The organism is Labrenzia sp. THAF191a (genome assembly GCF_009363335.1).
Lineage (GTDB): Bacteria > Pseudomonadota > Alphaproteobacteria > Rhizobiales > Stappiaceae > Roseibium > Roseibium algicola.
Window position 1 is genome coordinate 3460456 of sequence record NZ_CP045333.1, and the last position, 23658, is coordinate 3484113.

The 23658-nt window shown below is 60.7% G+C and carries 17 protein-coding genes; 8 read left to right on the forward strand and 9 right to left on the reverse strand.

The annotated features are described in order from the left end of the window. Window positions 1–348: 348 nt before the first annotated feature. Window positions 349–1683, forward strand: coding sequence for a globin-coupled sensor protein (locus FIV05_RS15875; RefSeq protein ID WP_173013866.1), 1335 nt, complete (start codon window positions 349–351; stop codon window positions 1681–1683). 398 nt (window positions 1684–2081) lie between these two features. Here FIV05_RS15875 and FIV05_RS15880 read toward each other — a convergent pair whose 3' ends face one another. After that, window positions 2082–3221 carry a protein phosphatase CheZ gene (locus FIV05_RS15880; RefSeq protein ID WP_152510232.1) on the reverse strand — a complete coding sequence of 380 codons (1140 nt, stop codon included), beginning with the start codon at window positions 3219–3221 and terminating at the stop codon, window positions 2082–2084. 120 nt (window positions 3222–3341) lie between these two features. On the opposite strand from FIV05_RS15880, the gene FIV05_RS15885 reads away from it, so the two are divergent. After that, window positions 3342–4520: an MFS transporter gene (locus FIV05_RS15885; RefSeq protein ID WP_152510233.1), complete on the forward strand. Its 1179-nt coding sequence runs from the start codon at window positions 3342–3344 to the stop codon at window positions 4518–4520. 134 nt (window positions 4521–4654) lie between these two features. Here FIV05_RS15885 and dgcA read toward each other — a convergent pair whose 3' ends face one another. Together dgcA and dgcN are read right to left on the reverse strand one after the other, a co-directional pair. Continuing rightward, complete coding sequence (dgcA, locus tag FIV05_RS15890) at window positions 4655–5638, reverse strand: N-acetyl-D-Glu racemase DgcA (RefSeq protein WP_023000654.1); 984 nt, start codon at window positions 5636–5638, stop codon at window positions 4655–4657. Further along, the gene (gene dgcN, locus FIV05_RS15895; RefSeq protein ID WP_062488239.1) at window positions 5635–6648 is read right to left on the reverse strand and encodes an N-acetyltransferase DgcN; all 1014 of its coding nucleotides are present in this window, start codon (window positions 6646–6648) and stop codon (window positions 5635–5637) included. The genes dgcA and dgcN overlap by 4 nt, the downstream gene beginning before the upstream one ends. Before the next feature lie 125 nt (window positions 6649–6773). On the opposite strand from dgcN, the gene FIV05_RS15900 reads away from it, so the two are divergent. From FIV05_RS15900 to FIV05_RS15915, 4 genes are read left to right on the forward strand one after another with little or no spacing between them, the layout of a single operon-like run. Continuing rightward, window positions 6774–7922 carry an ABC transporter permease gene (locus FIV05_RS15900; RefSeq protein WP_152510234.1) on the forward strand — a complete coding sequence of 383 codons (1149 nt, stop codon included), beginning with the start codon at window positions 6774–6776 and terminating at the stop codon, window positions 7920–7922. Window positions 7923–7929: 7 nt separating this feature from the next. Further along, window positions 7930–8739: an ABC transporter ATP-binding protein gene (locus FIV05_RS15905; RefSeq protein WP_023000657.1), complete on the forward strand. Its 810-nt coding sequence runs from the start codon at window positions 7930–7932 to the stop codon at window positions 8737–8739. Window positions 8740–8749: 10 nt separating this feature from the next. Beyond that, a complete protein-coding gene (locus FIV05_RS15910) occupies window positions 8750–10756 on the forward strand; it encodes an MlaD family protein (protein ID WP_152510235.1) in 2007 nt (668 codons plus the stop codon). A 26-nt stretch (window positions 10757–10782) separates the two neighbouring features. Continuing rightward, the gene (locus tag FIV05_RS15915) at window positions 10783–11388 is read left to right on the forward strand and encodes an ABC-type transport auxiliary lipoprotein family protein (RefSeq protein WP_152510236.1); all 606 of its coding nucleotides are present in this window, start codon (window positions 10783–10785) and stop codon (window positions 11386–11388) included. A 207-nt stretch (window positions 11389–11595) separates the two neighbouring features. Here FIV05_RS15915 and FIV05_RS15920 read toward each other — a convergent pair whose 3' ends face one another. Further along, window positions 11596–12510 carry an AraC family transcriptional regulator gene (locus FIV05_RS15920; protein ID WP_152510237.1) on the reverse strand — a complete coding sequence of 305 codons (915 nt, stop codon included), beginning with the start codon at window positions 12508–12510 and terminating at the stop codon, window positions 11596–11598. Window positions 12511–12605: 95 nt separating this feature from the next. Between FIV05_RS15920 and FIV05_RS15925 the strand changes: the two genes are divergently transcribed. Continuing rightward, window positions 12606–13355 carry an SDR family oxidoreductase gene (locus FIV05_RS15925; RefSeq protein ID WP_152510238.1) on the forward strand — a complete coding sequence of 250 codons (750 nt, stop codon included), beginning with the start codon at window positions 12606–12608 and terminating at the stop codon, window positions 13353–13355. A gap of 84 nt (window positions 13356–13439) precedes the next feature. Here FIV05_RS15925 and FIV05_RS15930 read toward each other — a convergent pair whose 3' ends face one another. The 3 genes from FIV05_RS15930 to FIV05_RS15940 are packed head-to-tail and all read right to left on the reverse strand — an operon-like array spanning window position 13440 to window position 16306. After that, a complete protein-coding gene (locus FIV05_RS15930; RefSeq protein WP_055655294.1) occupies window positions 13440–14747 on the reverse strand; it encodes a TRAP transporter large permease in 1308 nt (435 codons plus the stop codon). A gap of 18 nt (window positions 14748–14765) precedes the next feature. Next, complete coding sequence (locus FIV05_RS15935; RefSeq protein ID WP_152510239.1) at window positions 14766–15275, reverse strand: TRAP transporter small permease; 510 nt, start codon at window positions 15273–15275, stop codon at window positions 14766–14768. 2 nt (window positions 15276–15277) lie between these two features. After that, the gene (locus FIV05_RS15940) at window positions 15278–16306 is read right to left on the reverse strand and encodes a TRAP transporter substrate-binding protein (RefSeq protein WP_286202199.1); all 1029 of its coding nucleotides are present in this window, start codon (window positions 16304–16306) and stop codon (window positions 15278–15280) included. A 164-nt stretch (window positions 16307–16470) separates the two neighbouring features. Here FIV05_RS15940 and FIV05_RS15945 point away from each other — a divergent pair, with 164 nt between their 5' ends. Beyond that, a complete protein-coding gene (locus tag FIV05_RS15945) occupies window positions 16471–17004 on the forward strand; it encodes a MarR family transcriptional regulator (protein WP_152510241.1) in 534 nt (177 codons plus the stop codon). 167 nt (window positions 17005–17171) lie between these two features. Here the strand turns inward: FIV05_RS15945 and FIV05_RS15950 are convergent, their stop codons facing one another. Both FIV05_RS15950 and FIV05_RS15955 read right to left on the reverse strand, forming a co-directional pair. Further along, entirely contained in the window at window positions 17172–17450 is a 279-nt protein-coding gene (locus FIV05_RS15950) for a GIY-YIG nuclease family protein (RefSeq protein ID WP_152510242.1), read from the reverse strand. A 392-nt stretch (window positions 17451–17842) separates the two neighbouring features. Continuing rightward, the gene (locus FIV05_RS15955; protein ID WP_152510243.1) at window positions 17843–23617 is read right to left on the reverse strand and encodes an antitoxin; all 5775 of its coding nucleotides are present in this window, start codon (window positions 23615–23617) and stop codon (window positions 17843–17845) included. Between the last annotated feature and the right edge of the window lie 41 nt (window positions 23618–23658).

The window sequence follows — 23658 nt, forward strand, 5'->3', positions numbered from 1 at the left end:
GGGTGGAGGGGACCGGGCCAGGCAGTCCTGTTTGCCTTTTCGTCGGGACGGCGCGAACAGGGCTGCTGAAAATTGAATTCCAGCGTGGATTGCCGGGCAACGGCGCCGCGTCTTCTCCTTTCATCACCTGAACATTGCCAGCGTACCGATGCATCGAGCATGGCGCGGAACGCCTTGTTGTGCCTTTCAACAGCCCGCACGGGTTCGCGAGGGAACAGGTGACACGTGCTTTATTGAATCAGGATCTCCTGCCTCTTCACTGAGAGGCTCGGAGGTCCGGCAACTGAAAAGCGATCAGCACACGGGCCCGGTAAACCGGACCTCCATCGGCTGATCCAAGAGGCATTCATGCAGACAAACACCTTGAAAGATCGGCTGAAGTTTTTCCGTTTCACGGATGAGGATCGGGCTGTGGCCCAGTCCGTGTGGCCGGCAATCAAGGAAGCCTTGCCGAGCGTTCTGGACGGGTTCTACGTACACGTTAAAACCGTGCCGCATCTGGCGGCGCTTGTCGGCAACCAGCAGTCGCGCCTGGTGAAGGCACAGATGAGCCACTGGGAAGGGCTGTTCGCAACGGGCCCGGATGAAGCCTACCACGAGCGCGCTGTGCAGATCGGCCTCACACATGTGCGGATCGGCCTTGATCCCAGCTGGTACATCGGTGGCTATTCCTTCGCCCTCACGCAACTCACGGAGACGGTTCTGAAGAAGCGCTTCATGTCGACGGGCAAGCGCATTCGGGCCATGCAGGTGATGACGAAGCTGGTCATGCTGGACATGGATGTCGCGATCTCCACCTATCACGAGAAAATGGTGGCAGACGCTGTCGGACGCGAGACCGAACTGAAGGCCGCCATCCAGGAATTTCAGGGCGTTCTGGGCGGTACTGTCGGCACGCTTGGCGCGGCTTCCGAACAACTTGAAGTGTCTTCGGGCAGTCTGCGCCGCGAGACGGGCTCCATCGGAGAGCGGATGGTCAAGATGGACAATACGTCTGCCGAAACCGCAAGCGGTGTCCAGTCAAGCGCGACGGCAACGGAGGAAATGTCCGCTTCCATCACCGAGATCGGTCGCCAGGCAGGCCAGTCCCGCGAGATGGCGCTGAAGGCCGTGGAAGGTGCACGCAGCACAAACGACTCCGTAACGAAACTTGCCGGCTTCGCGGATCAGGTCGGATCGGTGATCGGGCTGATCTCTGAAATTGCCGAACAGACCAACCTGCTGGCACTTAACGCTACCATCGAAGCGGCGCGTGCCGGAGAAATGGGCCGCGGATTTGCGGTTGTCGCAGCCGAAGTGAAGGAACTCGCCAGCCAGACCACCAAGGCGACGGAAGAAATCACCGAACAGGTCGCCAGCATTCAACAGGCGACCAGACAGTCTGTGCAGGATATTGAAGGCATCACCTCGATAATCGGTGCCCTGTCCGAAATCGCGACCGGCATTGCCTCCGCGGTGGAGCAACAGGCGTCGGCAACGGCAGAAATCTCGGCCAACGTCCAGATCGCTGCACAGGGCACCCAAGCCTTTACCGACGAGATTACCGCTGTGCGCGGGTCGGTCGAAAATGTCGAGGGGGCTGTCGGCACCATTCAGGACATGTCGACGGCGCTGAAAGACCAGGCCGGCCAGCTCGGCCAGCAGGCGGAACAGTTCTTCGCCAAGATCAATTCCGGCCGCTGACCGCCACCTTGCTGTCCCGGCCTTGCGCCGGGACCTCGGAGGCAAAGGGTTTTCCGCTCGCACGCCCCGGCTCCCCGATCCCGGCTCCCGGATCCCGGATCTCCGCTGCGCTGCGTCCGGGATGACCGACTGAGAGGGGGGGAGTGCGAGAAGCGGAAAGAGCGCCAAACCTTAGCTTGCCCGGAAAACCAGCCTCCCCATCGTCATCCCGGCCAAGCATAGCGCGAGCCGGGACCGGAGAGCCGAGGCGCAACCTTTTTCGCGACCTTACTATTGCCGGCCTTCAGTTCACCGATCTCGGAAATTCATAGCGTTCCATCCGCAAGAATCGATAGGAGAGGCAACAAAAAAAGGCGCCGCAACGGGCGCCTTTTTCGAATTTCCTGCCGGATGCATTCTTAGTTGAAGAGTGCCTGGCGCTCGGCTTCGGACAGCTGTTTCAGCGGATCTTCGCCATCTTCTTCACTGACTTCCTCGGTCAGCTCCCATTCGGCGTCGGCCTCGGCTTCGTCTGCCGCTTCATGAGTGCCACCACCCACTTCGCTGTCGAACAGGCGTTCGATGGCAGCTTCATCCAGAGTGGCGTCCGGGTCGGCACCGGCGAACTCGTCGTCTTCTTCCTCTTCGTCGGCGGCAGGAGCGGAGGCGAACATGTCGTCGATAGCGGCTGCGTCCATCGGCTCGTCACCGCCGGCCATGATGGCATCGACGTCGGCTTCGCTTGCCATGATGGCATCAACATCAGCTTCGCTGGCATGCTTCGGAGCTTCTGCCGGGGCTGATTCCGCGCCGGTTTCCTTCAGTGCGGCGTCAAACACGTCGTCGCTGACGGACATCAGCTCATCGACGTTGTTCTGGGAAACGCCGCCCGCAAGCTGCGGGCCGTTCAGGAGATGTGCATCCGGACGAGTGTCGACCGGGCCAGCCGTTGCTTCGGCTTCCAGCTCCTGGATGCCCCAGATGTTGATCATCAGGTTGATGCGGCTTTCAAGATAGCGCAGTACCTGAACAACCTTGTTGGTCCGCTGGCCGGTCAGATCCTGGAAGGAACAGGCCATGAAGATTTCGGTCGCCTTGGCATCGATGTCGTCGCACACGGCATCGTCCGCACCATTCTCGCGCAGGACCCAGGCCTTCTCCTGAATCTGCTCTGCAGCTTCCAGAATGGATTGGGTCGCGCCTTCGGTCTGGGTGACGATGGCATCGAGTTCGTGAGAGGCGTCGACAAAGCGGTTGCTTTCCTCGCCTTCCGCCTTGATGTTGGCAATCTCGGCCTTGGTACGCTCGATAGCCTCGTGCATGTCGGCAATGTCGAGACGGATCTTGTCGAGATCCGGCACCTTGCGCTGCCGGGTCATCATTTTCTCTAGCCGGCCAATCGCGGTCAGGATCTCGGTGGTTTCCGGGGTCTTGTTGCGATTGAGAAACTCTTTCAGAAACCTGCGCCCGCGATCGGACTCCATCAGGGTCTGTTCGAGAGTCTGGTATTCGGCTTCGCCGATCAGCTCCGGCTGTTCCTGTGCTGCTTCCGCTTTCATGTGGACGCGAATCTCAACTTGCCTAAGGGTCGTTTATTGCCGTAACACGGACAACTTCGCCCCCAAGGTAAGGCGGAAAACGTTAACATCCTTTTAGGGCGCTACTTCGCCCGGTATCCCATGTCGCTCGACCGTTCCAGTATCAGCAGCCGTGTCTCGGCCCTGTTCGCCAGCCATTTCTTCGGCGTTGGCCTGTTTCTGCCGTTTATTCCGGTCGTGCTCGGGTTTCGCGGGCTGACAGCGGCTGAAATCGGATTTGTTCTGGGGATAGGCACGATTGCCCGGATCGCGGCAAGTCCGCTTCTGTCGAATCTCTCCGACCGCACCGGCCAGCGCAGGCTGTCGATTCTGATCTATTCGCTGGCGGCTGCGACCTTCATCGGGCTTTATTTCCTGCCCCTGGGGCTTGTGTTCCTGTCCGTCGCGGTGATCGGCTACATGGTCATGAATGCGCCGGTGGTGCCGCTCAGCGATGCCTATGCGCTGGATGTCCAGCGCAATACGGGAGCGGATTACGCCCGCATGCGGCTGTGGGGCTCGGCCGGTTTCGTGGTTGCCAGCATCTTCGGAGGTTCACTGGCTGCGGAAGGTACGTCCTGGCTCATCGTGGTTGCCGTCGGCCTTGCTTCCCTGGCAACGGGTGCTGTTGCCATGTCGCTTCCCCGGCAAAAACGTGGTGAAACGCCTTCCGAAGCGGCCGACGGGACTTCGGACGACCACAAGGACACGCCGTTCAAAAGTGTCTGGTTCTGGCCGTTGTTGATGGTACTTGGATTGTACCAGGCGAGCCATTCAGCCTTTTACGGCTTCGGGACGCTCTACTGGCAGGCGATGGATGTGCCTGACTTTGCGATCGGTCTCTTGTGGGCGACGGGTGTTGCGGCTGAAATCGCCCTGTTCACGGTTGCCGGAAACCTGGCGCAACGGTTTGATCCGCCGATCTTTCTGCTGGCCGCCGGGGTGGCGGCAACCTTGCGTTGGCTGCTGTTTCCCTTCGCCGACACGCTCCCCGCCATGGCTGCCTTGCAGACTTTGCACGGCCTATCTTTCGGCGCGGCCCATCTGGGGGCCGTCGCGATCCTTGCACGGGTCGTGCCGAGCCGTTGGGCGGGAACGGGGCAGGGGCTGCTTGCGACTTCCGTAGGCATCCAGATGGCGATCGGCCTCAGCATTTCCGGCGCCATTTACGAGATCAATCCGGACTGGCCCTTTTTCGTGATGTCCGTGGTTGCGGCAATCGGCACGCTGTTGACGCTGGCGATGACCCCAATGCTGCGAAATCGCATGGCGGCGGAGTGAGGTTGGGGGATTTCCCTATATCCCGCTGAAGAGGCATTTCAGCGCCCTTCGATAGTCCAGATATGCATACCCACAAAAAACGCCGGCCCAATGACAAGGAACCGGCGCTTTTCTTTTGTTCAGCGCTGAAGTTCTTACCCCCACAGCTCCGGCTGAGGCGGATAGAGCGTGCTACCTTCGAACTTCAGTCCCGGTGAGCGGTCTTCGGCCAGGAGCAGAGGTCCGTCGAGGTCGACAAAATCCGCCTTCTGGGCGATCAGGACCGCAGGCGCCATCGCGAGAGACGTGCCGAGCATGCATCCGACCATGACCTTGAGATCCTGGGCGCGCGCTTCATCGCAGAGCTTCAGCGCAGCCGTCAGACCACCTGCCTTGTCGAGCTTGATGTTGACCGCGTCATATTTTGCGCGCAGCCCATCGATGCTCTTGCCCGGATGAAGGCTTTCGTCCGCGCAGATCACCACACGCCGCTCGAGCCCTGCCAACAAGCCGTCGTTCTTTGACGGCAACGGTTGTTCGATCAGGGCAACGCCTGCTGCTTCGCAGGCGGCCATGTTGATCTCAAAGCAGCTTTCGTCCCAGGCTTCGTTGGCATCGACGATCAGGGTGCTGTCAGGAGCGGCAAGGCGTACGGCGGCAATCCGCTCGTCATCACCGGGGCCGGCAAGCTTGATCTTCAAAAGCGGGCGATGAGCTGCGGCGCGGGTCTTTTCAGCCATCTTTTCCGGCGTGTCGACACTGATGGTGAAGGCTGTCGTGACCGGCTTCAGCGGACCGACACCGGCAATGTCCGTTGCCGGTGTTCCGGATCGTTTTGCTTCCAGGTCCCAAAGAGCGCAGTCGACGGCATTGCGGGCTGCTCCGGCGGGCATCGCCTCCAGAAGCTGTTCCCGGCTGAGGCCGTTTTTCAAAAGGGGCGCGATTTCCTCGATCTGCGTCTGAACGGTTTCGAGCGATTCGCCGTAACGCGGATAGGGCACGCTTTCGCCATGGCCGGTTGCCTTGCCGTCACTCAGGGTGACGACCACGACCTGGGCATGGGTTCGGGTCTCGCGGGAGATCCTGAAACCTCCCGCGATTTCGAAGCGTTGCGCTTCGATGCTGACCTCAAGGCTCATGGCGCACCGAATTCCGCCGAGACCTTGTCAACGATGGCTTCCATGCCGTAGCGGACCGGATCGGTTGCCGGCAGGCCGTGCTTTTCACCGACCTTTGCCAGGTAAGCGAGGGCCTCATCGTCATCGAGTGCGGTGGTGTTCACCGCAATGCCGACGCAGCGGATGTCCGGATTGGTGAGTTTGCCGCAGGCAATGGTCATGTCGATGACCTGCTGGATCGTCGGAAGTGCCGCTTCGACGCCGCGCATCTTGGTGCGTGTCGGTTCATGGCAGACGATGAAACCGTCCGGCTGGGAGCCGTGCAGAAGACCAAGTGTGACGCCGGCGAAGGACGGATGGAACAGGGAGCCCTGGCCTTCGATGATCTGCCAGTTATCGGGATCGGTCTCCGGAGAGATCCACTCGGCAGCTCCGGAAATGAAGTCGGCAATTACCGCGTCGAGTGCGACACCGCGGCCGGAAATGAACACGCCGGTCTGGCCGGTGGCGCAGAAGGTGCTGGAATAGCCCCGGTCGTTCATTGCCTTGTCCATGGCAAGGGCGGTGTATTTCTTGCCGACGGAACAATCGGTACCCACGGCCAGGATCCGTTTGCCGGCGCGTTTGGTGCCCTTGCCGGTGGCAAAAGCCATGCTGCTGTGGCGCACGTCGTGGAGCTGTCGACCGTTCCGTTCTGCGGCTTCCTTGATCGCCGGCACGCTGGCAAGGCGCACATGGAGGCCGGAAGCGACGTCCATGCCGGCATCGAGTGCTTCGACGACAGATTCGACCCAGTGCTCCGGCAGGCGACCGCCGGCATTCACAGCTCCGATGATGAACGTCTTGGCGCCAGCTTCCGCCCCCTCTGCAATCGACATGTCGGCAAGGCCTGTGTCGGCGGCGCATCCGGGCATGCGGACCTGGCCCAGGCACCAGTCCTTGCGCCAATCGACGATGCCGATCGCGGTCTTGGCGGCGAGGGCATCGGGAACATCACCGAGAAACAACAGGTAAGGACGTGCAATTTCCATGGATTAAGCTTTCAAGTGGCTGCTGGAGGGTTTACCAACTTCATGGTGAATGACGGTTGGTATTGAACTTCTCCATCAGGTATACGAGGGATGGTGAACCAGCGGCAAGAGGGCAGCCAGCCGGAATGGCATTCTTGGAAAAAAACATCGCACCGGAGATGGTTCTGGAAGCAGACGGGCCGGATCATCAATACCTTGCCCTTTCCGGCGACTGGACTGTCAGCACCATCGCCGATGCAGAAAAAGAGCTGAACAGCCTCACGATCGACAAAAAAAGTCTGACCTGCATCGATGTGTCCCAGATCGAGCATCTGGATACGAGCGGCGCCTGGCTGATCCACCGCACGCGCGGCCGACTGGAATTCGAGGGACGCAAGGTTGGCCTGACCGGTGTCTCTCCCGTCCGCCAGACCCTGTTCGAGGAAATCGAGAGCCACCATCCTCCGAGATACAAGCCTGACAGGAACGGATTTTCCATTGCCGGCTTCCTGGAAGCCACGGGCCGCCAGATGGTGGACGTCTATCACGACGCCCTGGCGATGCTGCATATTCTCGGCTCGCTCGGCCTGGTTCTGTCGACAGTTCTGCTGCAGCCCAAACGCCTGCGCAGCATATCGATCGCGGTTCAGTTCGACCGGAGCTGCATTGGAGCCGTACCGATCGTCGCGCTGATGAGTTTTCTCATAGGCGCCATCATATCGCAGCAGGGCGGCTTCTACCTCAGGCAATTCGGTGCCGACATCTTCGTGGTCGACCTTGCAGGCATCCTGGTCCTCAGGGAAATCGGCGTGATCCTGACCGCCATCATGGTGGCAGGGCGCTCGGGATCCGCCTTCACGGCGGAACTTGGGGCGATGCGGATGCAGGAGGAAGTCGACGCACTGCATGTGATCGGCCTCAGCGTGACTGAAGTCCTTGTTTTGCCTCGAATTCTTGCGCTGATGATCGCGCTGCCGATCTTGACGTTCATCTCGGATCTCTCGGCGCTGCTTGGGTCAGGCATCGTGACCTGGGCCTATCTGGACATACCACCGGCCGCCTTCTTGACCCAGTTGCAGGCGGCCATCACGATCAATACGCTGGTCGTGGGTCTGGTGAAGGCGCCCTTCATGGCGCTGATCGTCGGCCTGATTGCCTGTGTGGAAGGGCTGAAAGTCGAAGGCTCCTCCGAATCTCTTGGCCGTCACACCACCATGTCGGTGGTGAAAGCGATTTTTCTAGTCATCGTGGTGGATGGTTTCTTCGCCATATTCTTTGCCGCGATTGGAGTTTGACCGACCGATGACGCCAAGCCAAAGCGTGACGCCTGCAAAAGAGACCGCCGCGACGGGCGAGAAGTCGGACAATGTCCTGTCCGTGCGCGACATCACCGTTGGATTCGGTTCCAAGATCATCCTGCAGGATCTCGACCTGGATGTGCGCCGGGGCGAGGTGCTTGGTTTCGTCGGTGGATCGGGAACCGGCAAGTCGGTGCTTATGCGCACCATCCTGGGCCTGACTCCCAAGCGAACCGGGCAGATTTCGGTTTTCGGACACGACCTGTCGACCGCGAGCCCGAAGGAACGCACGGCAATCGAGCGCCGCTGGGGGGTGCTTTTTCAGCAGGGCGCGCTGTTTTCCTCGCTTTCGGTCAAGCAGAACATCCAGGTGCCGATGCGGGAGCACCTGAAGCTTTCGCCGCAATTGATGGACGAACTGGCGACCCTGAAACTGGAACTGGTCGGGCTGCCGCAAGATGCCGCCGACAAGCTGCCGTCGGAACTTTCAGGGGGCATGATCAAAAGGGCCAGCCTGGCTCGCGCCCTTGCACTCGACCCGGATTTGGTGTTTCTGGACGAACCGACGTCCGGACTCGATCCGATCGGGGCGGCGGCCTTTGATTCGCTTATTGCAAATCTCAGTTCGACCCTCGGACTGACCGTTTATATGGTCACCCATGATCTTGATAGTTTGCATTCTATCTGTGATCGGATTGCTGTTCTTGGGAAAAAGCGGGTTCTGGCCATCGGCACGATGGACGATATGATGAAAAATGATGATCCCTGGATTAAATCTTACTTCAGGGGTGAACGGGCCCTGCGCCGAGTATAGGTTGGACTGAATGGAAACCCGCGCGAACTATATTCTGATCGGCGCCTTCATGGTCGCAATCCTGATCGGTGCGTTCGGCTTTGTGTATTGGCTCGCCGTTACCGCGGAATCCAGGCAGAACGTTGAACTGAAAATCGTCTATCCGGGCCCTGTGACAGGGCTTCCGGTCGGGGGGCAGGTGCTTTTCAACGGCATCAAGGTCGGCGATGTGAAATCGCTGGACTTTGCACCGGGGGATCCGACCAAGGTTGTGGCCACCGTTGGCATCAAGCCCTCGACTCCCTTGCGCGAAGATACCAAGGCAACGCTGAATTTTACCGGTCTGACAGGTGTCGCGTATGTCGACCTCAGTGGCGGAACATCTGAATCGCCGCTTCTGCTGAGCATGGCCGACGACCAGGACGAGGACAAAGTTCCGGTCATCTACGCCGAACGGTCCTTCTTCGATGACATCGTGGATGGTGCCCGCGATGTTCTCAAGCGTGCGGATTCGACCATGAAGACGGTCGACGACCTGCTGAAGGACAACGGTCCAGCAATCACCGAGATCGTCAACAACGCAGAGACCTTTTCGGCCGCGCTGGCCGCCAATTCCGATGGCGTGAAGGATTTCATGGCCAGCATCGGCAAGGCTTCCGATGCGTTTTCCAGCCTGTCCGGCCGGCTTGAGACGCTGGTGCAGGAAGGTGAACGCCTGCTGGCTGCCGTGCCTTCCGACAAGGTCACCGCCATTGTCGATGACCTTTCCAAGTTTTCTGCAAGTCTCGGCAAGGCCAGCAGCGACATCGATCTCCTGATGGCCGATGCCCAGAGCGCGGCCAAGGAACTGCAGACCTTCACGGTGAACCTGAATGAAGGGCTCGATCGCGTTCACAAGATTGTTGGCGCGGTTGATCCCGAAGATGTCCAGAAGGTGGTGCAAGGGGCCGCAGCCCTTGGCGAGGTGCTGCAGAAGCGCACCGGGGACATCGACAAGCTGATCAGTTCCACCAGCGAAACCATGCAGAACGTCAATGCGGTGGTGGAAAACATCCGGAACCAGGAAGGCGCGATCAAGGATATCGTGCAAGGCGGGCGTGATGTCGTGGTCAAGGTGGATGCCATCATGACGCGCGGCGTGGAAATTGCCGCTGCCATTGATCCGCTGAAGGTCGAAGAAGTGGTTGCCAATGTCAGCACCTTCACCGACAGCCTCAATGCATCGCTGGGTAAGGTCGACGAGCTTGTGGCGAGTGTCGATCCGGAGAAGGTCAGCAAGGCCGTCGACAATGTTTCCAGCATCATCGACAACTTCAACAATCAGCAGACGCAGATCAACGAGATCATCGCTTCGACCAAGTCCACCGTTCAGAACTTCGAGGCGGTTTCAGCGACGGTTCGTGGCCAGGATGACCGGATCGCGGCGCTGATAACGGATGTTCAGGCGGCGGCCGAACGTTTTGCGACGACGCTTCAGACCGCGAACGACCTGATGAAGGCCGTGGATCCGGAAAAGGTTGCGAATATCGTCGGTTCCGTCGAAACGGCGACAGCAGGACTGGCAAACCCGGAAGACGGCATTCCGGCCATCCTGGAAAGTGCCCGCAAGGCTGCGGACAACGTTCAGCAGATGACGGACGATCTTTCGAAGCGCACACCTGACGTCGACCAGATCATCACCGATGCCAAGCAGATGACCGCGACGCTGAATTCCACCTCGGTGCGCGTCGAAAGCCTGGTCGAGAAGGTTTCCACAATGGTGGACGGCGATGGTGAAGGCTTGATCAAGGAAGCGACCTTGGCCGCGCAGGCAATCCGCAAGGTTGCGGTTGCGTTTGAAAGCCGGGCAGATTCGATTGCCGGCGGGCTTTCCAAGTTTGCGACCCAGGGCTCTGCGGATTTCGCTGCGGCGCTGGCGCAGGTTAACCGGACACTGATCTCGATCCAGCGGGCGGCGGAAAGCTTTGAACGCAGTCCGAACCGGGTGATCTTCGGCGGTGAAGATGTGCCGACATATTCCGGCGGGCGGCGCCGGTGAGACTGAATGTGCAGAGGCAGGGGCGTATGACGAAGGCAACCACTGACATGACCCGCCGGGGCGTCTTGACCGCTCTCGGGCTCGGCGTGCTTGTGTCCGGATGCGCCAGTTCCGCGCCGTCGGCCTACTACAGCATCGGTGCGGCCGACGTCGGTGGCCTTCAGGGCCGGTCCAGCCGCGTTCAGGTTCTCGTTTCCGCGCCCCGGGCACTGAAAGCGCTCGACACCAGTTACATCGCGGTTGTCGACAAGGGGCCGGTCTACAGCTACTACCCGGATTCTGCCTGGGCCGACACGCTGCCCAACGTGGTGCAGCTGAAACTTGTCGAAACCCTGCAAAACACCAACCGCCTGCGCGGGGTTGGTCTGCCGGGCGACGGCCTGCTGATCGACTATCAGCTCCAGACGGAAATCCGTGCCTTTGAACTGCAAGTGGCCGGAGCCAATCGTGGTGTCGTCGAAATTTCGGCCCGCATCGTCAATGACCGCAACGGCCGCACGGTTGCCAACAAGGTCTTCAGGGCGGAAACCTCTTCCGGCAGCACGACCGTCGACAAGGCGGTCGAGGCCATGAACGCTTCAGCCGACCGGGTGTTTGCAGAAATGGCTGCCTGGACGCTGCAGAACGTCTGAGGCCGAAAACGGGCTCCTGACGCAGTCGGGCCACAATAGCCTGAATTTTCCTGCTGGCCCCGGGCTCTGAGAGGTTCAGGGTATTTTTTATTTTGCCTGCCAGCAACCGCCTTCTGTCATCAAGCCTAAATTGGGGAGCTTTTCAGTTCCTGATGATTGCTTGCCGGGTAATTCCCAGTTGCGAAATGGTCAACGGTCGTCGCTGCATCAGCTTGTAGCACCTGCCTTGCCGTATCTGACGGGCGGGCAGCCAACGTGCCGGGTAAAGGCTGTGCTGAAGGCGCTGGTGGAGCCATAGCCGGTCCGGCTGGAAATCTCGCCGATGCTGTGGAGGCCTGAGCGCAGCATGTGCTTGGCTAGCGTCATGCGCCAGTTGAGCAGGTAGCTCATTGGCGGCAGGCCGACAATGCGGTTGAAACGGGTAATGAACGCGGAGCGGGAGAGGCCTGCCTCGCCGGCCAGCGCCCGGATCGACCAGGCCTGTTGCGGTGCGCCGTGCATGGCACGCAGGGCAGGGGCCACCCGAGCATCCGCAAGGCCGCTGAGGAGCCCGGTGGAAGCGGTGGACTGGACGCTTGAACGGAAGGCCTCGATCAGGAGGACCTGCAGAAGGTTTTCCAGCACCACATCCCTTGCAGGGCGATCGGCTCGTGCCTCGTCGCGTACCAGGGCTGCCAGCGACGCCAGACGATCTTCGCCGCGCACAACCACCATCTCCGGCAGAAGAGAGACCAGCAGTTCGGCATCCGGGCTGCCGAAGCTGCAATGGCCAACCAGCTGCTGAACCTGGGGCGGGGTTTCACGCGGGTCCAGCATGCCGACGCGCACAACACCATCTTCCCCGTAAACAGGCTGGCTGAAATAGCCTGGCGGTGGTGGCGGATCGAGACTGGTGACAGTCAGTCCGCCAACGGCGGGCAGCAGGGCGAAATCGCCCGCTGACAATATCACCGGTGCTTTTCCGTCCACTTCCAGGTTGAGCCGCCCCATCAGCACCAGGCAATAGAACGCTTCGTTGACATCGTCCCGTCGCACCCGGAAGGGGCCGGAGGCTTCCCCAATTTTCGAGAAGGGGGCTCTGGGCCGCAGAAGTGTGATCACTTCGGACAGGGGATCTGCCATTTCGGACTTTCGATAAAAAGACTGAGACTTCTCATGATAGAAAGTTTTGTCAGTCGTGTCGATATGGGGAGCATCCAACAACAGGAGACTTTGTCATGAAGACGATCATGATTACTGGATGTTCCTCCGGCTTCGGGCTGGAAACGGCGCGGCATTTTCTGAACGAGGGCTGGCGGGTGGTTGCGACCATGCGCAACCCCGACGCCACCTTGCTGCCGGCCTCCGAACATTTGCGCATTCTGCCGCTGGACGTGACAGATCACACCAGCATTGCCGAGGCCGTCGCCGCCGCCGGTCCGGTCGAAGTGCTGGTCAACAATGCTGGTGTTGGCTGGTTGTCGCCCTTCGAGGCAACGTCGGAAGAGGTGGTGCGCAGGATATTCGACACCAACACCTTCGGGACGTTCGAGATGATCCGCGCAGTGCTACCGCAGATGCGGGAGAAGGGCGAGGGCGTTATCGTCAATGTGTCGTCCAGTGTGACGTTGAAGTCCTTGCCTTTACTGCCGATCTATACCGCCAGCAAGGCGGCGGTGAATGCCTATACCGATTGCCTGGCTCTGGAGCTTGCGCCGCTTGGCATTCGCGTCCAGCTGGTTTTGCCGGGCCGCGCACCTTCGACCAGCTTTGGCACGAATGCACGAGCGTTGATGGCGGATGCATTGGAAGCACCTGTGGCCTACAAGCCCTTTGTCGACGAAGTGATGGGAGCCTTCATGGCAGATGCCGACAAGGAACCGACCCGGTCGGAGGATGTGGTCAAAGCCATCTGGCGGGCGGTAACCGATCCGTCATGTCCCGCCCACCTTCCTGCCGGCAGCGACGCAGAGGCGCTGGCGGCCTGATGAAAGGTATGCCGGGCGGTGTGGCCACCGTCCGGCAATTCTTTGGAGTTCGGTTTTCCTGGCCATGCACCGGCCGGTAAAGCCTCAGATGAGCGCCAGTGACAGCAGCGGAACAGCAATCAACAGCGCCAGTCGCAGGATGTCGGCCAGCCAGAACGGCAGAATGCCGGCAAACATCGTTCTCAACGGCACGTCCGTCAGCACGGAGCGAAGCACGAAGACGTTGAGGCCGATCGGCGGCGAGATGAGGCTGATTTCGGTGACCACCACCACGATGATGCCGAACCAGATCAGCACCATCTCCGGATCTGCCAGCAAACCGCCGCCGAAATCGAGCGAGCTGACCAGCGGGAAGAAGACCGGGACCGTCAGCAGGATCATCGACAGGCTTTCCAGCACTGCCCCCAGCACCACGTAGATCAGCACCAGAACCAGAATGACGACATAGGCGTTCACGTCGAGCGACTGAACGAAGGTCAACAGCGCGTCAGGCACACCGGCATAGCTGATGAAGTTGGAAAAGACTTCCGCGCCGATGATGATCGCAAAGATCATCGCCGTGGTGCGCGCGCAGTTGAGCGCGGCGGTGTAGAGCTTTTCAAACGTCAGACCACCGGACACGAGCGCGATCACGAAGGCGGCGGCAGCACCGATGCCGGCTGCTTCTGTCGGCGTGAAGAAGCCGCCGTAGATGCCGATCATGATCACGGCAAATAGCCCGACAACCGCCAGAACACCCCAGACGTCACGCTTTTCGAGCTTCATGTCTTCGGAAGCTGTTGGCGCAAGCTCGGGTTTCAGCAGAACCGTGACGTAAATGGCGCCGAGATAGAACAATACGCCCAGCAGGCCCGGGATGATGCCGGCAATGAACAACTTGCCGATGTCGGCCTCGGTCAGCAGGCCGTAGATGATCAGGATGACGGAAGGCGGGATCAGGATGCCAAGCGTGCCACCGGCAGCGATGGAGCCGGTTGCCAGACTGTCGGCATAGCCTGCCTTGCGCATGGAAGGCATGGCCACCTTGGACATGGTGGCGGCCGTTGCCAGAGACGAGCCGCAAACTGCCGAAAAGCCGCCACAGGCGACAATGGCCGCCATGGCAAGGCCACCACGCATGCGGTGAAGCATGTGGTGAGCGGTCGAGAACAGCGACTGGCTGACACCGGAAATGGTCAGGAGGTTGCCCATCAGAATGAACAACGGGATCACCGAAAGGGTGAACGAAAGGCCGGTTTCGAAGGCCGCATTTCCGAGAAGGTTCAGCGCGGCATTCCAGTTTCGCAGGGCCGCGAACCCGGCAGTGCCGACGATGATCATCGCAATTGCAATGGGCACGCGCAGCAGCACGAGCGCGAAAAGCGCAACGAAACCGATCAGAGCTTCAAGCATATTCAATACTCACTGGTATCAAGCTTTTTCGCGGAACCGCCTGGCCGCGAAGACTATGGCGGCGATGGCGGAGAGCGCGAAGGAGGCAGCTCCCAGCCAACCGATCAGCGAGAGCGGGATCTGAAGGGAATCCGTCACCTGTCCGCGGCGGTCCATCTTCTCGGCATGCTCGAACAGCTTGAACGCGATCAGGGCCAGGACACCGACCGTGCAAACAGCGGCAACCAATGTGCCGAGCCGTTTGAGAAGGGCGCTCTTGAGCCCGTCGAGAAGTTCCACCTCGATATGTTCGCCGGCAGCGGTCGTCAGTGGCAGGGCCAGGAAGATCAGCGTGGCCAGCAGCAGCTCCGTCAGCTCATAAGCACCGTTCACGGGGCTGTTGAAGGCATAGCGTGCGACGACGTCGACACAGGTTAGCCCGATCAGGCCGGCCAGCACACATAAACAGGCCAGCCCGAGCAGGAAACCGACCCCTCGCCGGATCGTATCGATCCGGCGAGGGGCCTGGCCGTTGGATTCGGCAGACATGCTTAGTGCTTGATGCCGGTTTTGTCGCGGAACTCGGCCAGAGCGGCGGTGCCGTCAAAGCCGGTTTCGGCAACGGCAGCCGCCCAGGTAGCTTCATGCTTGGCTGCAAGTTCCTTGACCGCCTCCAGAACCGGGGCCGGTGCGTCGTAGACCTCAATGTCCTTGTCGGCAATGTAGGAAGCCGCACGGGCATCCGCGCCATCCCAGACGCCGCCGGCCATTTCGGCAAGGGCTTCACCGGAAATCTTGTCGATGGCCGCCTGGTCTTCTTCCGACAGGCCGTCCCAGACATCTTCATTCATGACCATGAACCAAGAGGTGTTGTAGAAGCCGCCCGGCAGGCTCATGGAGTATTTGGTGTAGTCGGTCAGATTGAAGGCCTGCAACGCTTCCATGGGGAAGGTAACACCATCGATAACACCGCGGGACAGCTTCTCGTAAACTTCGCCCGGGCCCATGAACTGGGTGATGATGTCAAGTTCCTGAGACAGGTCCGCAACATAGCCGCCCGGAGTGCGGATCTTCAGACCGGCAAAATCTTCAGGCTTTTCGATCTTGCGCTGGTTGTTGTGGAACATGCCGGGGCCGTGAACCCAAAGGCCGAGCAGCTTGGTGCCCTTGTGTTCGCCTTGCGCGTCGAGGGTGCCGCCATAGACGTCCCAATAGGCCTTGGAGCCTTCTGTCGCAGTGTTTGCGATGAAGGAGAACTGGCCAATGCGCGAACGCAGGAAACGGTCGTCGCGCGTGAAGGAGTGCAGGCCGTAGGTGATGTCGACGATGCCTTCGGCGGCAAGGTCGAAATGCTCAGGCGGCGAGCCGACCGGCTTGGGCAGAATGCGCACGGTTACGCGGCCATCGGTAGCCATGGCGACTTCCGCTGCCCAGGGCTCCATCACGTCGGTAACGAGCGGGTGTTTCGGCGGCAGCCAGGACGACAGAACCAGTTCGTCGGCGGATGCGCTGGCGATGAAACCGGTCAATGCGGACGCTGCCACACCTGCGAGAATGGAAAGACACTTCAACTGTTTCACGATTTTCTCCTCCCCTTCATTTCATGAAGGCCGTTCTTGCCGGTATGATCCCGGACTTGAAACGTGATGCCAAACATAGTTACATATGCAACAAAATAGTTACACATGAAACCAAGTCAATCGTAAAATCGTGCAGACGACCTAACCAATACTGTTGAGCGCCGATGACCAAGCTGACCAATCCGGAGACCGAGACCCAAGAAGCCATTGGGATTGCGAGCGAAACGCCGGAGACGCCATTGCCCGACTTCGAGCTGGAAACATTTTTTCCCTATCGGGTGCGTGTCTTTTATTCCGACGTCACACGGGCTCTTTCAGCGGTTTACCAGCGCGATTACGGCATGATGCCTGCCGAATGGCGCACCATGGCCATTCTCGGCTCGGCCTCTGGCGGACTGCAGGCAAGCGAGATCGTTTCCCGCTCCAGCATGGACAAGGTGGTTGTCAGCCGGGCCGTGAAACGCATGGAAGAGCGTGGCTTTCTGACACGCGAAAGCAACGAGGCTGACGGCCGCAGTTTTCTTTTGCAGCTTTCAGAGGAAGGACGCGCGGCTTTCGAGGATCTTGCCCCCAAGCTGAAAGCCGTCGAACAGAAAATGCTCAGCGGCCTCTCAGCCGAGGAAATCGAGGGGTTTCTCGCGGTTACCCGGCGGATCCGGGAGAACCTCTCGGACGAGTTGGATGGGGTGAGTGATTGAGAGGCGGTGGTCATTCGACTTCCAGTGGCCGGGCGATGCCCTAAGACGGCATTGCGTGCCGGATCTTGAGTCCGACTTGAAAGAGGCATCGCCTCATCCAGCTCTCATACGCTCTGCAAACGAGTAGGCCCCGGGTCTCGCGCTGCTCGCCCGGGGTGACACTGGGGTTAGGGTGCCATTAAATCATGCCACTCGGGATTGGACTTCTCGATTAGTTGAACTTTCCAGGATCTGCGCCATTTCTTGAGGCGTTTCTCCATGGCGATGGCTTCGCTCACATCATCGAACGCTTCTGCAAATACCAAATTGCCGATGCCGTGCTTGCGGGTGAAATCGCCGCCTGCCCCACCGCGATGCTCCTCAACGCGCCGGGCAAGACCGTTTGTCACCCCGATGTAGAGCGGGCCGTTCATCCGGCTTGCCAGGATGTAAAAGTAATAGGTCAAACTTCACCTCTGAAGTGAATTGCATTTGACGGTACAACCGTTTTGCATATTCAAGTCAAGCGGCGTCGGTCGCTTTGCGTCCCTGGATCAATCCAGGCAGGGCGTCACCCCGGGCGAACCAAGTGAGACCCGGGGCCTACTCGTTTGCAGAGCGTTGGTGGGTCGGTGCGGGCGTTACTTTGGAATGCCCGCAGTCCCATCCAAGCGGAAATGCGGGTGTCCCCCGACGCTCCGCTTCGCTTGGGAGGATTTTGATGCCGTTTTGAGCTCATGCAGGTAATTGGCCTTGAAAGGGATGCTTGCGTACAGCGATGAAGTCGGCGGCCGTTTTTTGTCCCTGCAAACAAAAAAGGCGGCCAGTGGCCGCCTTTTCGTGTCTGATTGTCCGTCTCTTAGTCGAGCCGGCCGCTGGCGTGGGCCAGCATGGTGTAGACCTTGCCGGTGTCCGACGTCAGGTACGTCTGGCCGAGCATGTTGTCGCGGTCGTTGCGCGATACCTGGGCCAGGAGCTGCTCGAAGTCTGCCACATACCGTTCAACGGCGGTGCGGAACTCCGGATCGCGAGAGTACTTCTGACGGATTTCGTCGAAGGTCTGCTGACCCTGCAGCGTGTAGAGGCGGCGGGTGAACACGTGGCGTTCGCCATTGCGGTAGCGGTTCCACAGATCAACGAAGGTTTCGTGATCGATGGCGCGGGCAATGTCGACCGACAGCGAGTTGAGGCTTTCAACCGTGTGCAGCGGCGTGCGGCTCATGTCCGTGTCCGAACCGGCATCGTCGTCGCGCGAGGCGCGGCGCAGCAGGTCGGCAACCCAGCCCTTGCCACCGGAACTGGTGGTTTCGGCAGGGGCCGGCTGCTGCCGGCGAGTGGTGACCGGTGCCGGACGCGGTTCGCTTGCCGGGGCGCTCTGCTGACGGGCAGGGGCTGCCGGAGCATAGTTCACCGGAGCTTGCTGCTGCGGGGCAGGAGCAGGAGCGGCGCTTGCCACTGCTGCCTGGGCCTGCGGCCGGGAGATGTCGAGCGCGTTGGACTGCTTGGCGACAATCTCGGAGAGTTCCGTCAGAGCGCGGATCTGCTCGTTGACCACCTTGCGCAGCGCGGCGGAAGATTCTTCCGCTTCTTCCGGCAGGTTCAGGACACCCTGTTTCAGTTCGCTGCGGGTTGCTTCCAGCTCGCGGTGAACGTCGCGGGCAACATCGCGCATCCGGGCGGCCGCATCGTTGAAGCGATCGGACGCTTCGGTAACGGTGCGGGTCATCTCGGCAATGATGTCGTCCTGTGCGGAGCGGATCGCTTCGCGGGCCTTCTGGCCCTCCATGCCTGCCGTGAGGCGCATGGATTCGAACTGCTCGGACACCTGCTTGGACGCTGCTTCAGCCGCCGCGGACAGCATGTTGGCTGCATCGCGTGCCTTGTCGTCTGCCGATTCCAGCGTTTCGGACAGGGTCTTGGTGAAGGAGCGCATGAGCGTGTCGACGGCTTCGGTCTTCGCCAGAAGCGTGTCCGCAACGTCCTCGATTGCGGTCCGGCGCTCGGAAACACGGCTCTCGACGGAGCGGTTGGTGTCTTCCAGGTGACGGGCTGCCTTGGTCAATTCCTCCGACTGGTCGCCGAAGCGGCCGGTGAGGTTCTTGATGTCCGCCAGCGTGGTGTCCGTCACATCGCGCAGGTTTGCAACCTGTTCGGTGATGAGGGCCGTGGTGGAGTTGGTTTCCGAAACCGCCCGGTCGACGGCAGAGCGGAACTCGCCGGCGCGGCGGGCCAGGTTGCCCTCCACCTCGTTGAGGTTCTCGCCCGCAGTCGCGACGATGCCCTGCAGGTTGCTGTTGGACGTCTCGATCTTGTTGAGGATCTCGGTAACGTCCGCTTCCAGCCGACGCTTGGTGTCGGTGAGCAGGGTGGTTGCCTGTTCGCTGCGCTCGTTGATGCTGGCGACGATACGGTCGCCGGCTTCCACCAGCGAGCGGGTCGCGTCGAGGCCGGTATGGGCGAATGTGTCGGTGACATCGCGGCCCTTGACCGTGATGGCTTCCAGGATCGCCGTGTGGACCTCCGACAGGCGTCCGGTAAGGTCGTTGGCACGCAGTTCGATGGCGCTGATGAGTTCGTTGCCATCGGTGCCGACGATCTTCGCCAGCTCGCCGGAACGGGCGCCGAAGGCTTCGTTGAGCGCGGTTGCCTTGTCCAGCAGTTCGTTGGCGACCTCGTTGCCGCGGCCGACCAGAAGGTCTGCTGCTTCGGTAACTGCGCTGTTGACGCGAGCACGAACCATGCCGGCTTCGCTCGACATCTGGCCGCGGATTTCCTCCAGCGTTTTCGCCAGTGTCATGCGGGCCTGTTCGCTTTCGGCGGACAGGTTGCCGGAGATTTCGGCAATCAGGCCGGACAGTTCGTTGCGGACCTTGTCGCTTTCGCCGGTCAGAGAACCGGAGAACTCGGCCAGGGTGCCAGCGTAGAGTGTACGGGCCTTTTCGCTTTCGGCAGCCATGGCACGGGCGGCATCGCCAACCGCGCTGAGCACCAGCTCGCGGATCTTGCCGCTTTCACCGGACATTGCGCCGGTAGCCTGGCTCATTGCAGAGGTAACCGCATCGGCTGCCTTCTGGCTTTCGCCAACCAGGACGCCGCGAGCTTCGCCGACGGAGCCCAGGACGATCTGGCGCATGCGATCGCCTTCACCGGAGAGCTTCTCCGTCGCCTGGCTGAGAGCACTGTCGACGATTTCGACCGTACGATTGCGTTCGTCGGAGAGGGTCTGGACAGCGGCAGTGACCGCTTCCTGAACCACATCACGCAGACGCGTGCTTTCGGTGGAGAGCGTTGCTCCGGCTTCGGAGATAACGGCCGTGAGAATGTCACGGGCACGCTCGCTCTCGCCGGTGAGGGTGCCGGAAATGCTTTCCAGACGCTCGTTCAGCAGCGTTTCCAGCTGGGTGGCGCGGCTGTCGAGGGTTTCGGCAACCTCGAACACCTTGGCACCCAGGGAGACGTTGATCTCGGCGATCCGCTCGGACAGGGATTCCGTCAGCTGCTCGCTCTGCTTGCCCAGCACGCTGCCGGCTTCCGCCAGACGGTTGTCGAGGGCAGAGGTCATCTCGTCCTGACCGTCGACAAAGGCCTTGGCGATTTCCTTTGTGCGGGAAATCAGGGTTTCGGAGATCTGGCGGGCACGCGCATCGAGGGTCTCGTCGATCCGGTCGGTACCGCTGGTCATGGAGGCGGAGATCAGCTCGGCCTTGTCAGCCATTGCAGACGTTGCTGTATCAACGCGCTGCGACAGGGACTGGCCGATTTCCTCGGCGCGTTCGGCAAGGGTGTTGCCGGCCGCCTCGATGCGCTGACCAAGCTGCAGCGTGATGGCGTCGGACCGGTCCGCAAGAACATCGGTGATGTTGCGGGTCTTTTCCTCCAGCGCATCGCTGATGCCGGTGGTGCGGTTCTCGATGGCATCGGACAGGATCTGCGTACGGGCTTCCAGGGTTGCCTCGAAGGCCGCGGTCCGCTGATCGAGCGTCAGGTCCAGGGTGTTGATGTGGCTGCCCAGAGAGGAGTCCATCGTGGAGATCCGCTCGCTGAGCGAGCTGTCCATCGACGACAGGCGATGCTCAAGCGAATTGTCCAGCGTGCTGATGCGATCGGTGAGTGTGGCGTCCATCAGGGCGTAGCGCTGTTCCAGCGACGCGTCCATGGTGCCGATCCGCTCGCCAAGGCCCGCATCCATGGTGGTGAAGCGATGCTCCAGAGAGCTGTCCATGGTGGCGATACGGTCGGTCAAGGTCGTGTCGATGGCGGTGTAACGCTGTTCGAGGGTCGCATCCATGGTGGCGATACGATCGGTCAGGGTCGTGTCGATGGCGGTGTAACGCTGCTCGAGGGTCGCATCCATGGCCGCGATACGGTCGGTCAGGGTTGCATCGATTGCCGAATAGCGCTGGTCGAGCGATGCATCCATTGTCGCGATGCGATCGCCCAGAGAGGCGTCCATGGAGTCGATACGGGTGGCGAACGTCGTGTCCAGCGTGGACAGGCGTGAATCCAGCGCTTCGGACAAGAGCAGGGTCTTGGTGTCGAAAGCGTCGATCAGCTGGCCGCCGCGATCGGTGACGATGGTTTCCAGCTCGGTGAGGCGGCTCGACAGGCCGTCCTGCAGCGCCTGGCCGCGCACTTCCAGAGTTTCGGCGATCTTGCCGCTGATCTGGTTGATGTCGCCGGCGACGCGGTCGCCGCGGCTGCCGATGAGTTCGGCAAGCTGGGTTCCGGTTTCCGCCAGTTTCTGGGTAAGCGCACCGGTCTGGTCGCCAAGGCTCGCGGAGAATTCGCCGGAGACGCTTTCCAGGGTCTCACGGAAGCCAATGGTCTGCTGTTCCAGGATGGTGGCCATCTCGTTGCTGCGGGCAGCCAGACGTTCGTCCAGTTCGCTGCCGTTGATGGAGATGGCGGTGTAGATACGCTCGGAGATGTTGTCGAGTTTCTCGGCCAGCTCACCACCGCGAACGGAGATGGTCTGGGTGAGGGACCCTGCGGTTTCGTCGAGCTTGGAGGCGATTTCACCGCCGCGCAGCGACAGATCGACCACGATGCTCTCGCCGGTGCCACGCAGGATTTCCGCAACTTCCGTAGACCGGCTGGACAGGGTCTCGACGATTTCCGCACCCCGGATGGAGATGGTGTCGGTAACCGCCTGGCCTTTTTCGGAAATGCTCTCGACGACACGGTTGCCGGTTTCGGCAAGGGACTCGTCCAGCGTGGTGACGCGGTTGTCGACGGTTGCCACCAGTTCCTCGGTACGCGAGGTGATGGTGTCGATGAGACGGCCGGAGGTGAGCGACAGGTTGGCGTTGATTTCCTCGCCGCGCGCCGTGATCACTTCGCCGACGTTGTTGCCGGTCGTTTCCAGGGTGAGCCGGAACTCGTCCGCCTTTTCGCTCAGGGTGTTGATCACCGAGTTGCTGGAGGTTGCCAGGGTCTCGTTGATCGTCGTGCTGCGAGCGGACAGGGTTTCCACGAAGGTGTTCGCGGTGTCCGCGAAGCGTTCGTTTACCTCGTTGCCACGTGCCGTGAGCGTTTCCCACATGGTGGAACCGGTCTCTGCCAGGCTGTCGACCAGATCGTTGCCGGTAGACGAGAGGCGGGCGACATAGTCTTCCGCGCGGACCGTGAGGCTGTCGACGAGTTCGTTGCCGGAGGCGTTCAGCGTTGCACCGAGAGACTCGATGCGGCTGTCGACGGTGGATGTGAGTTCTTCAACACGGCTGTTGACCGCATCAATCATGCGCTGGGTTGCATGGTCCACAGTGCTGCCGAGTTCACCGGAGGTGCTGGAGAGCTGTGAGGCGAAGCTCTCATGGGCACCGGCGATGGTTTCGCGCACGCGCTCGGCGTTCATGACGATGGACTCGCGCTGGCTGATCAGTTCGTCGATCAGGGCGCGGATCTTCAGTTCGTTGTCATTATAGGAGCGTTCCAGCGAAGACACTTCATTATGGACAAGGACTTCCAGCTCGCTGGCGCGCGCGATCGCCCGTTCGATGCCGTCGCCCATGGCGGCGACTTCGCGGCGGATGGCCTGGCCAACGCTGAGGATGCTTTCCTTGGCCATGTCTTCAGGTTCGGCAAGACGCAGGGCCACTTCGGTCATGCCACGGGCGACAATGCGCATCTCCTGCGCGCGCCAGATCATCATGGCCATGACGAAGAAGAAGATGATCGGAACGACGATGCCGACGACAGCCAGGATCATCTCCGGTGAGCTGAGCAGCGTCTGGGGATCGGTCAGCGATCCGACCTTGTCGGGGAACGCTGTCATGAAGAGGCTGCTGCCAAGCGCTGCCCAAAGGGCGCTGAGGGCGAGGGCGCCCCAGAACGGCGCTGAAGAGGGACGGCGCTGCAAGGAGTAGATCAGGTTGCCGATGTTCCGGCGATCGTCGTTGGCTGCCGGCGGGCGTCCGCCGCGGCCACGGCGTCTAGACTGACGCTGCTCTTCGCGCTGGGACTGGCCTCGCGTTTCCCCCTGGGACCGGCGTGCCGGTTCTGCCTGGGCAGGGCTGGCCTCTGCCGCGGAGGTTGTTTCTGTGGTATCCGGGCCGCCGAAATCAAGTTTCAGGGCTTCTTCAACTGCTGAGAGAGCCGCTTCTGCCGGATCTTTCGCCTTTGTCGGATTTGCCATTTAGGGTCGCCTCACATCCGTACTCATTACACACCGGTAAT

Bases quoted from the DNA above. Each gene is read 5' to 3' on its own strand.
- FIV05_RS15935 (WP_152510239.1), bottom strand. From the start codon at position 15,275: ATGTCTGCCGAATCCAACGGCCAGGCCCCTCGCCGGATCGATACGATC.
- FIV05_RS15880 (WP_152510232.1), bottom strand. From the start codon at position 3,221: ATGAAAGCGGAAGCAGCACAGGAACAGCCGGAGCTGATCGGCGAAGCC.
- FIV05_RS15915 (WP_152510236.1), top strand. From the start codon at position 10,783: ATGACGAAGGCAACCACTGACATGACCCGCCGGGGCGTCTTGACCGCT.
- FIV05_RS15910 (WP_152510235.1), top strand. From the start codon at position 8,750: ATGGAAACCCGCGCGAACTATATTCTGATCGGCGCCTTCATGGTCGCA.
- FIV05_RS15925 (WP_152510238.1), top strand. From the start codon at position 12,606: ATGAAGACGATCATGATTACTGGATGTTCCTCCGGCTTCGGGCTGGAA.
- FIV05_RS15930 (WP_055655294.1), bottom strand. From the start codon at position 14,747: ATGCTTGAAGCTCTGATCGGTTTCGTTGCGCTTTTCGCGCTCGTGCTG.
- dgcN (WP_062488239.1), bottom strand. From the start codon at position 6,648: ATGGAAATTGCACGTCCTTACCTGTTGTTTCTCGGTGATGTTCCCGAT.
- FIV05_RS15875 (WP_173013866.1), top strand. From the start codon at position 349: ATGCAGACAAACACCTTGAAAGATCGGCTGAAGTTTTTCCGTTTCACG.
- FIV05_RS15905 (WP_023000657.1), top strand. From the start codon at position 7,930: ATGACGCCAAGCCAAAGCGTGACGCCTGCAAAAGAGACCGCCGCGACG.
- FIV05_RS15920 (WP_152510237.1), bottom strand. From the start codon at position 12,510: ATGGCAGATCCCCTGTCCGAAGTGATCACACTTCTGCGGCCCAGAGCC.
- FIV05_RS15955 (WP_152510243.1), bottom strand. From the start codon at position 23,617: ATGGCAAATCCGACAAAGGCGAAAGATCCGGCAGAAGCGGCTCTCTCA.
- dgcA (WP_023000654.1), bottom strand. From the start codon at position 5,638: ATGAGCCTTGAGGTCAGCATCGAAGCGCAACGCTTCGAAATCGCGGGA.
- FIV05_RS15945 (WP_152510241.1), top strand. From the start codon at position 16,471: ATGACCAAGCTGACCAATCCGGAGACCGAGACCCAAGAAGCCATTGGG.
- FIV05_RS15885 (WP_152510233.1), top strand. From the start codon at position 3,342: ATGTCGCTCGACCGTTCCAGTATCAGCAGCCGTGTCTCGGCCCTGTTC.
- FIV05_RS15900 (WP_152510234.1), top strand. From the start codon at position 6,774: ATGGCATTCTTGGAAAAAAACATCGCACCGGAGATGGTTCTGGAAGCA.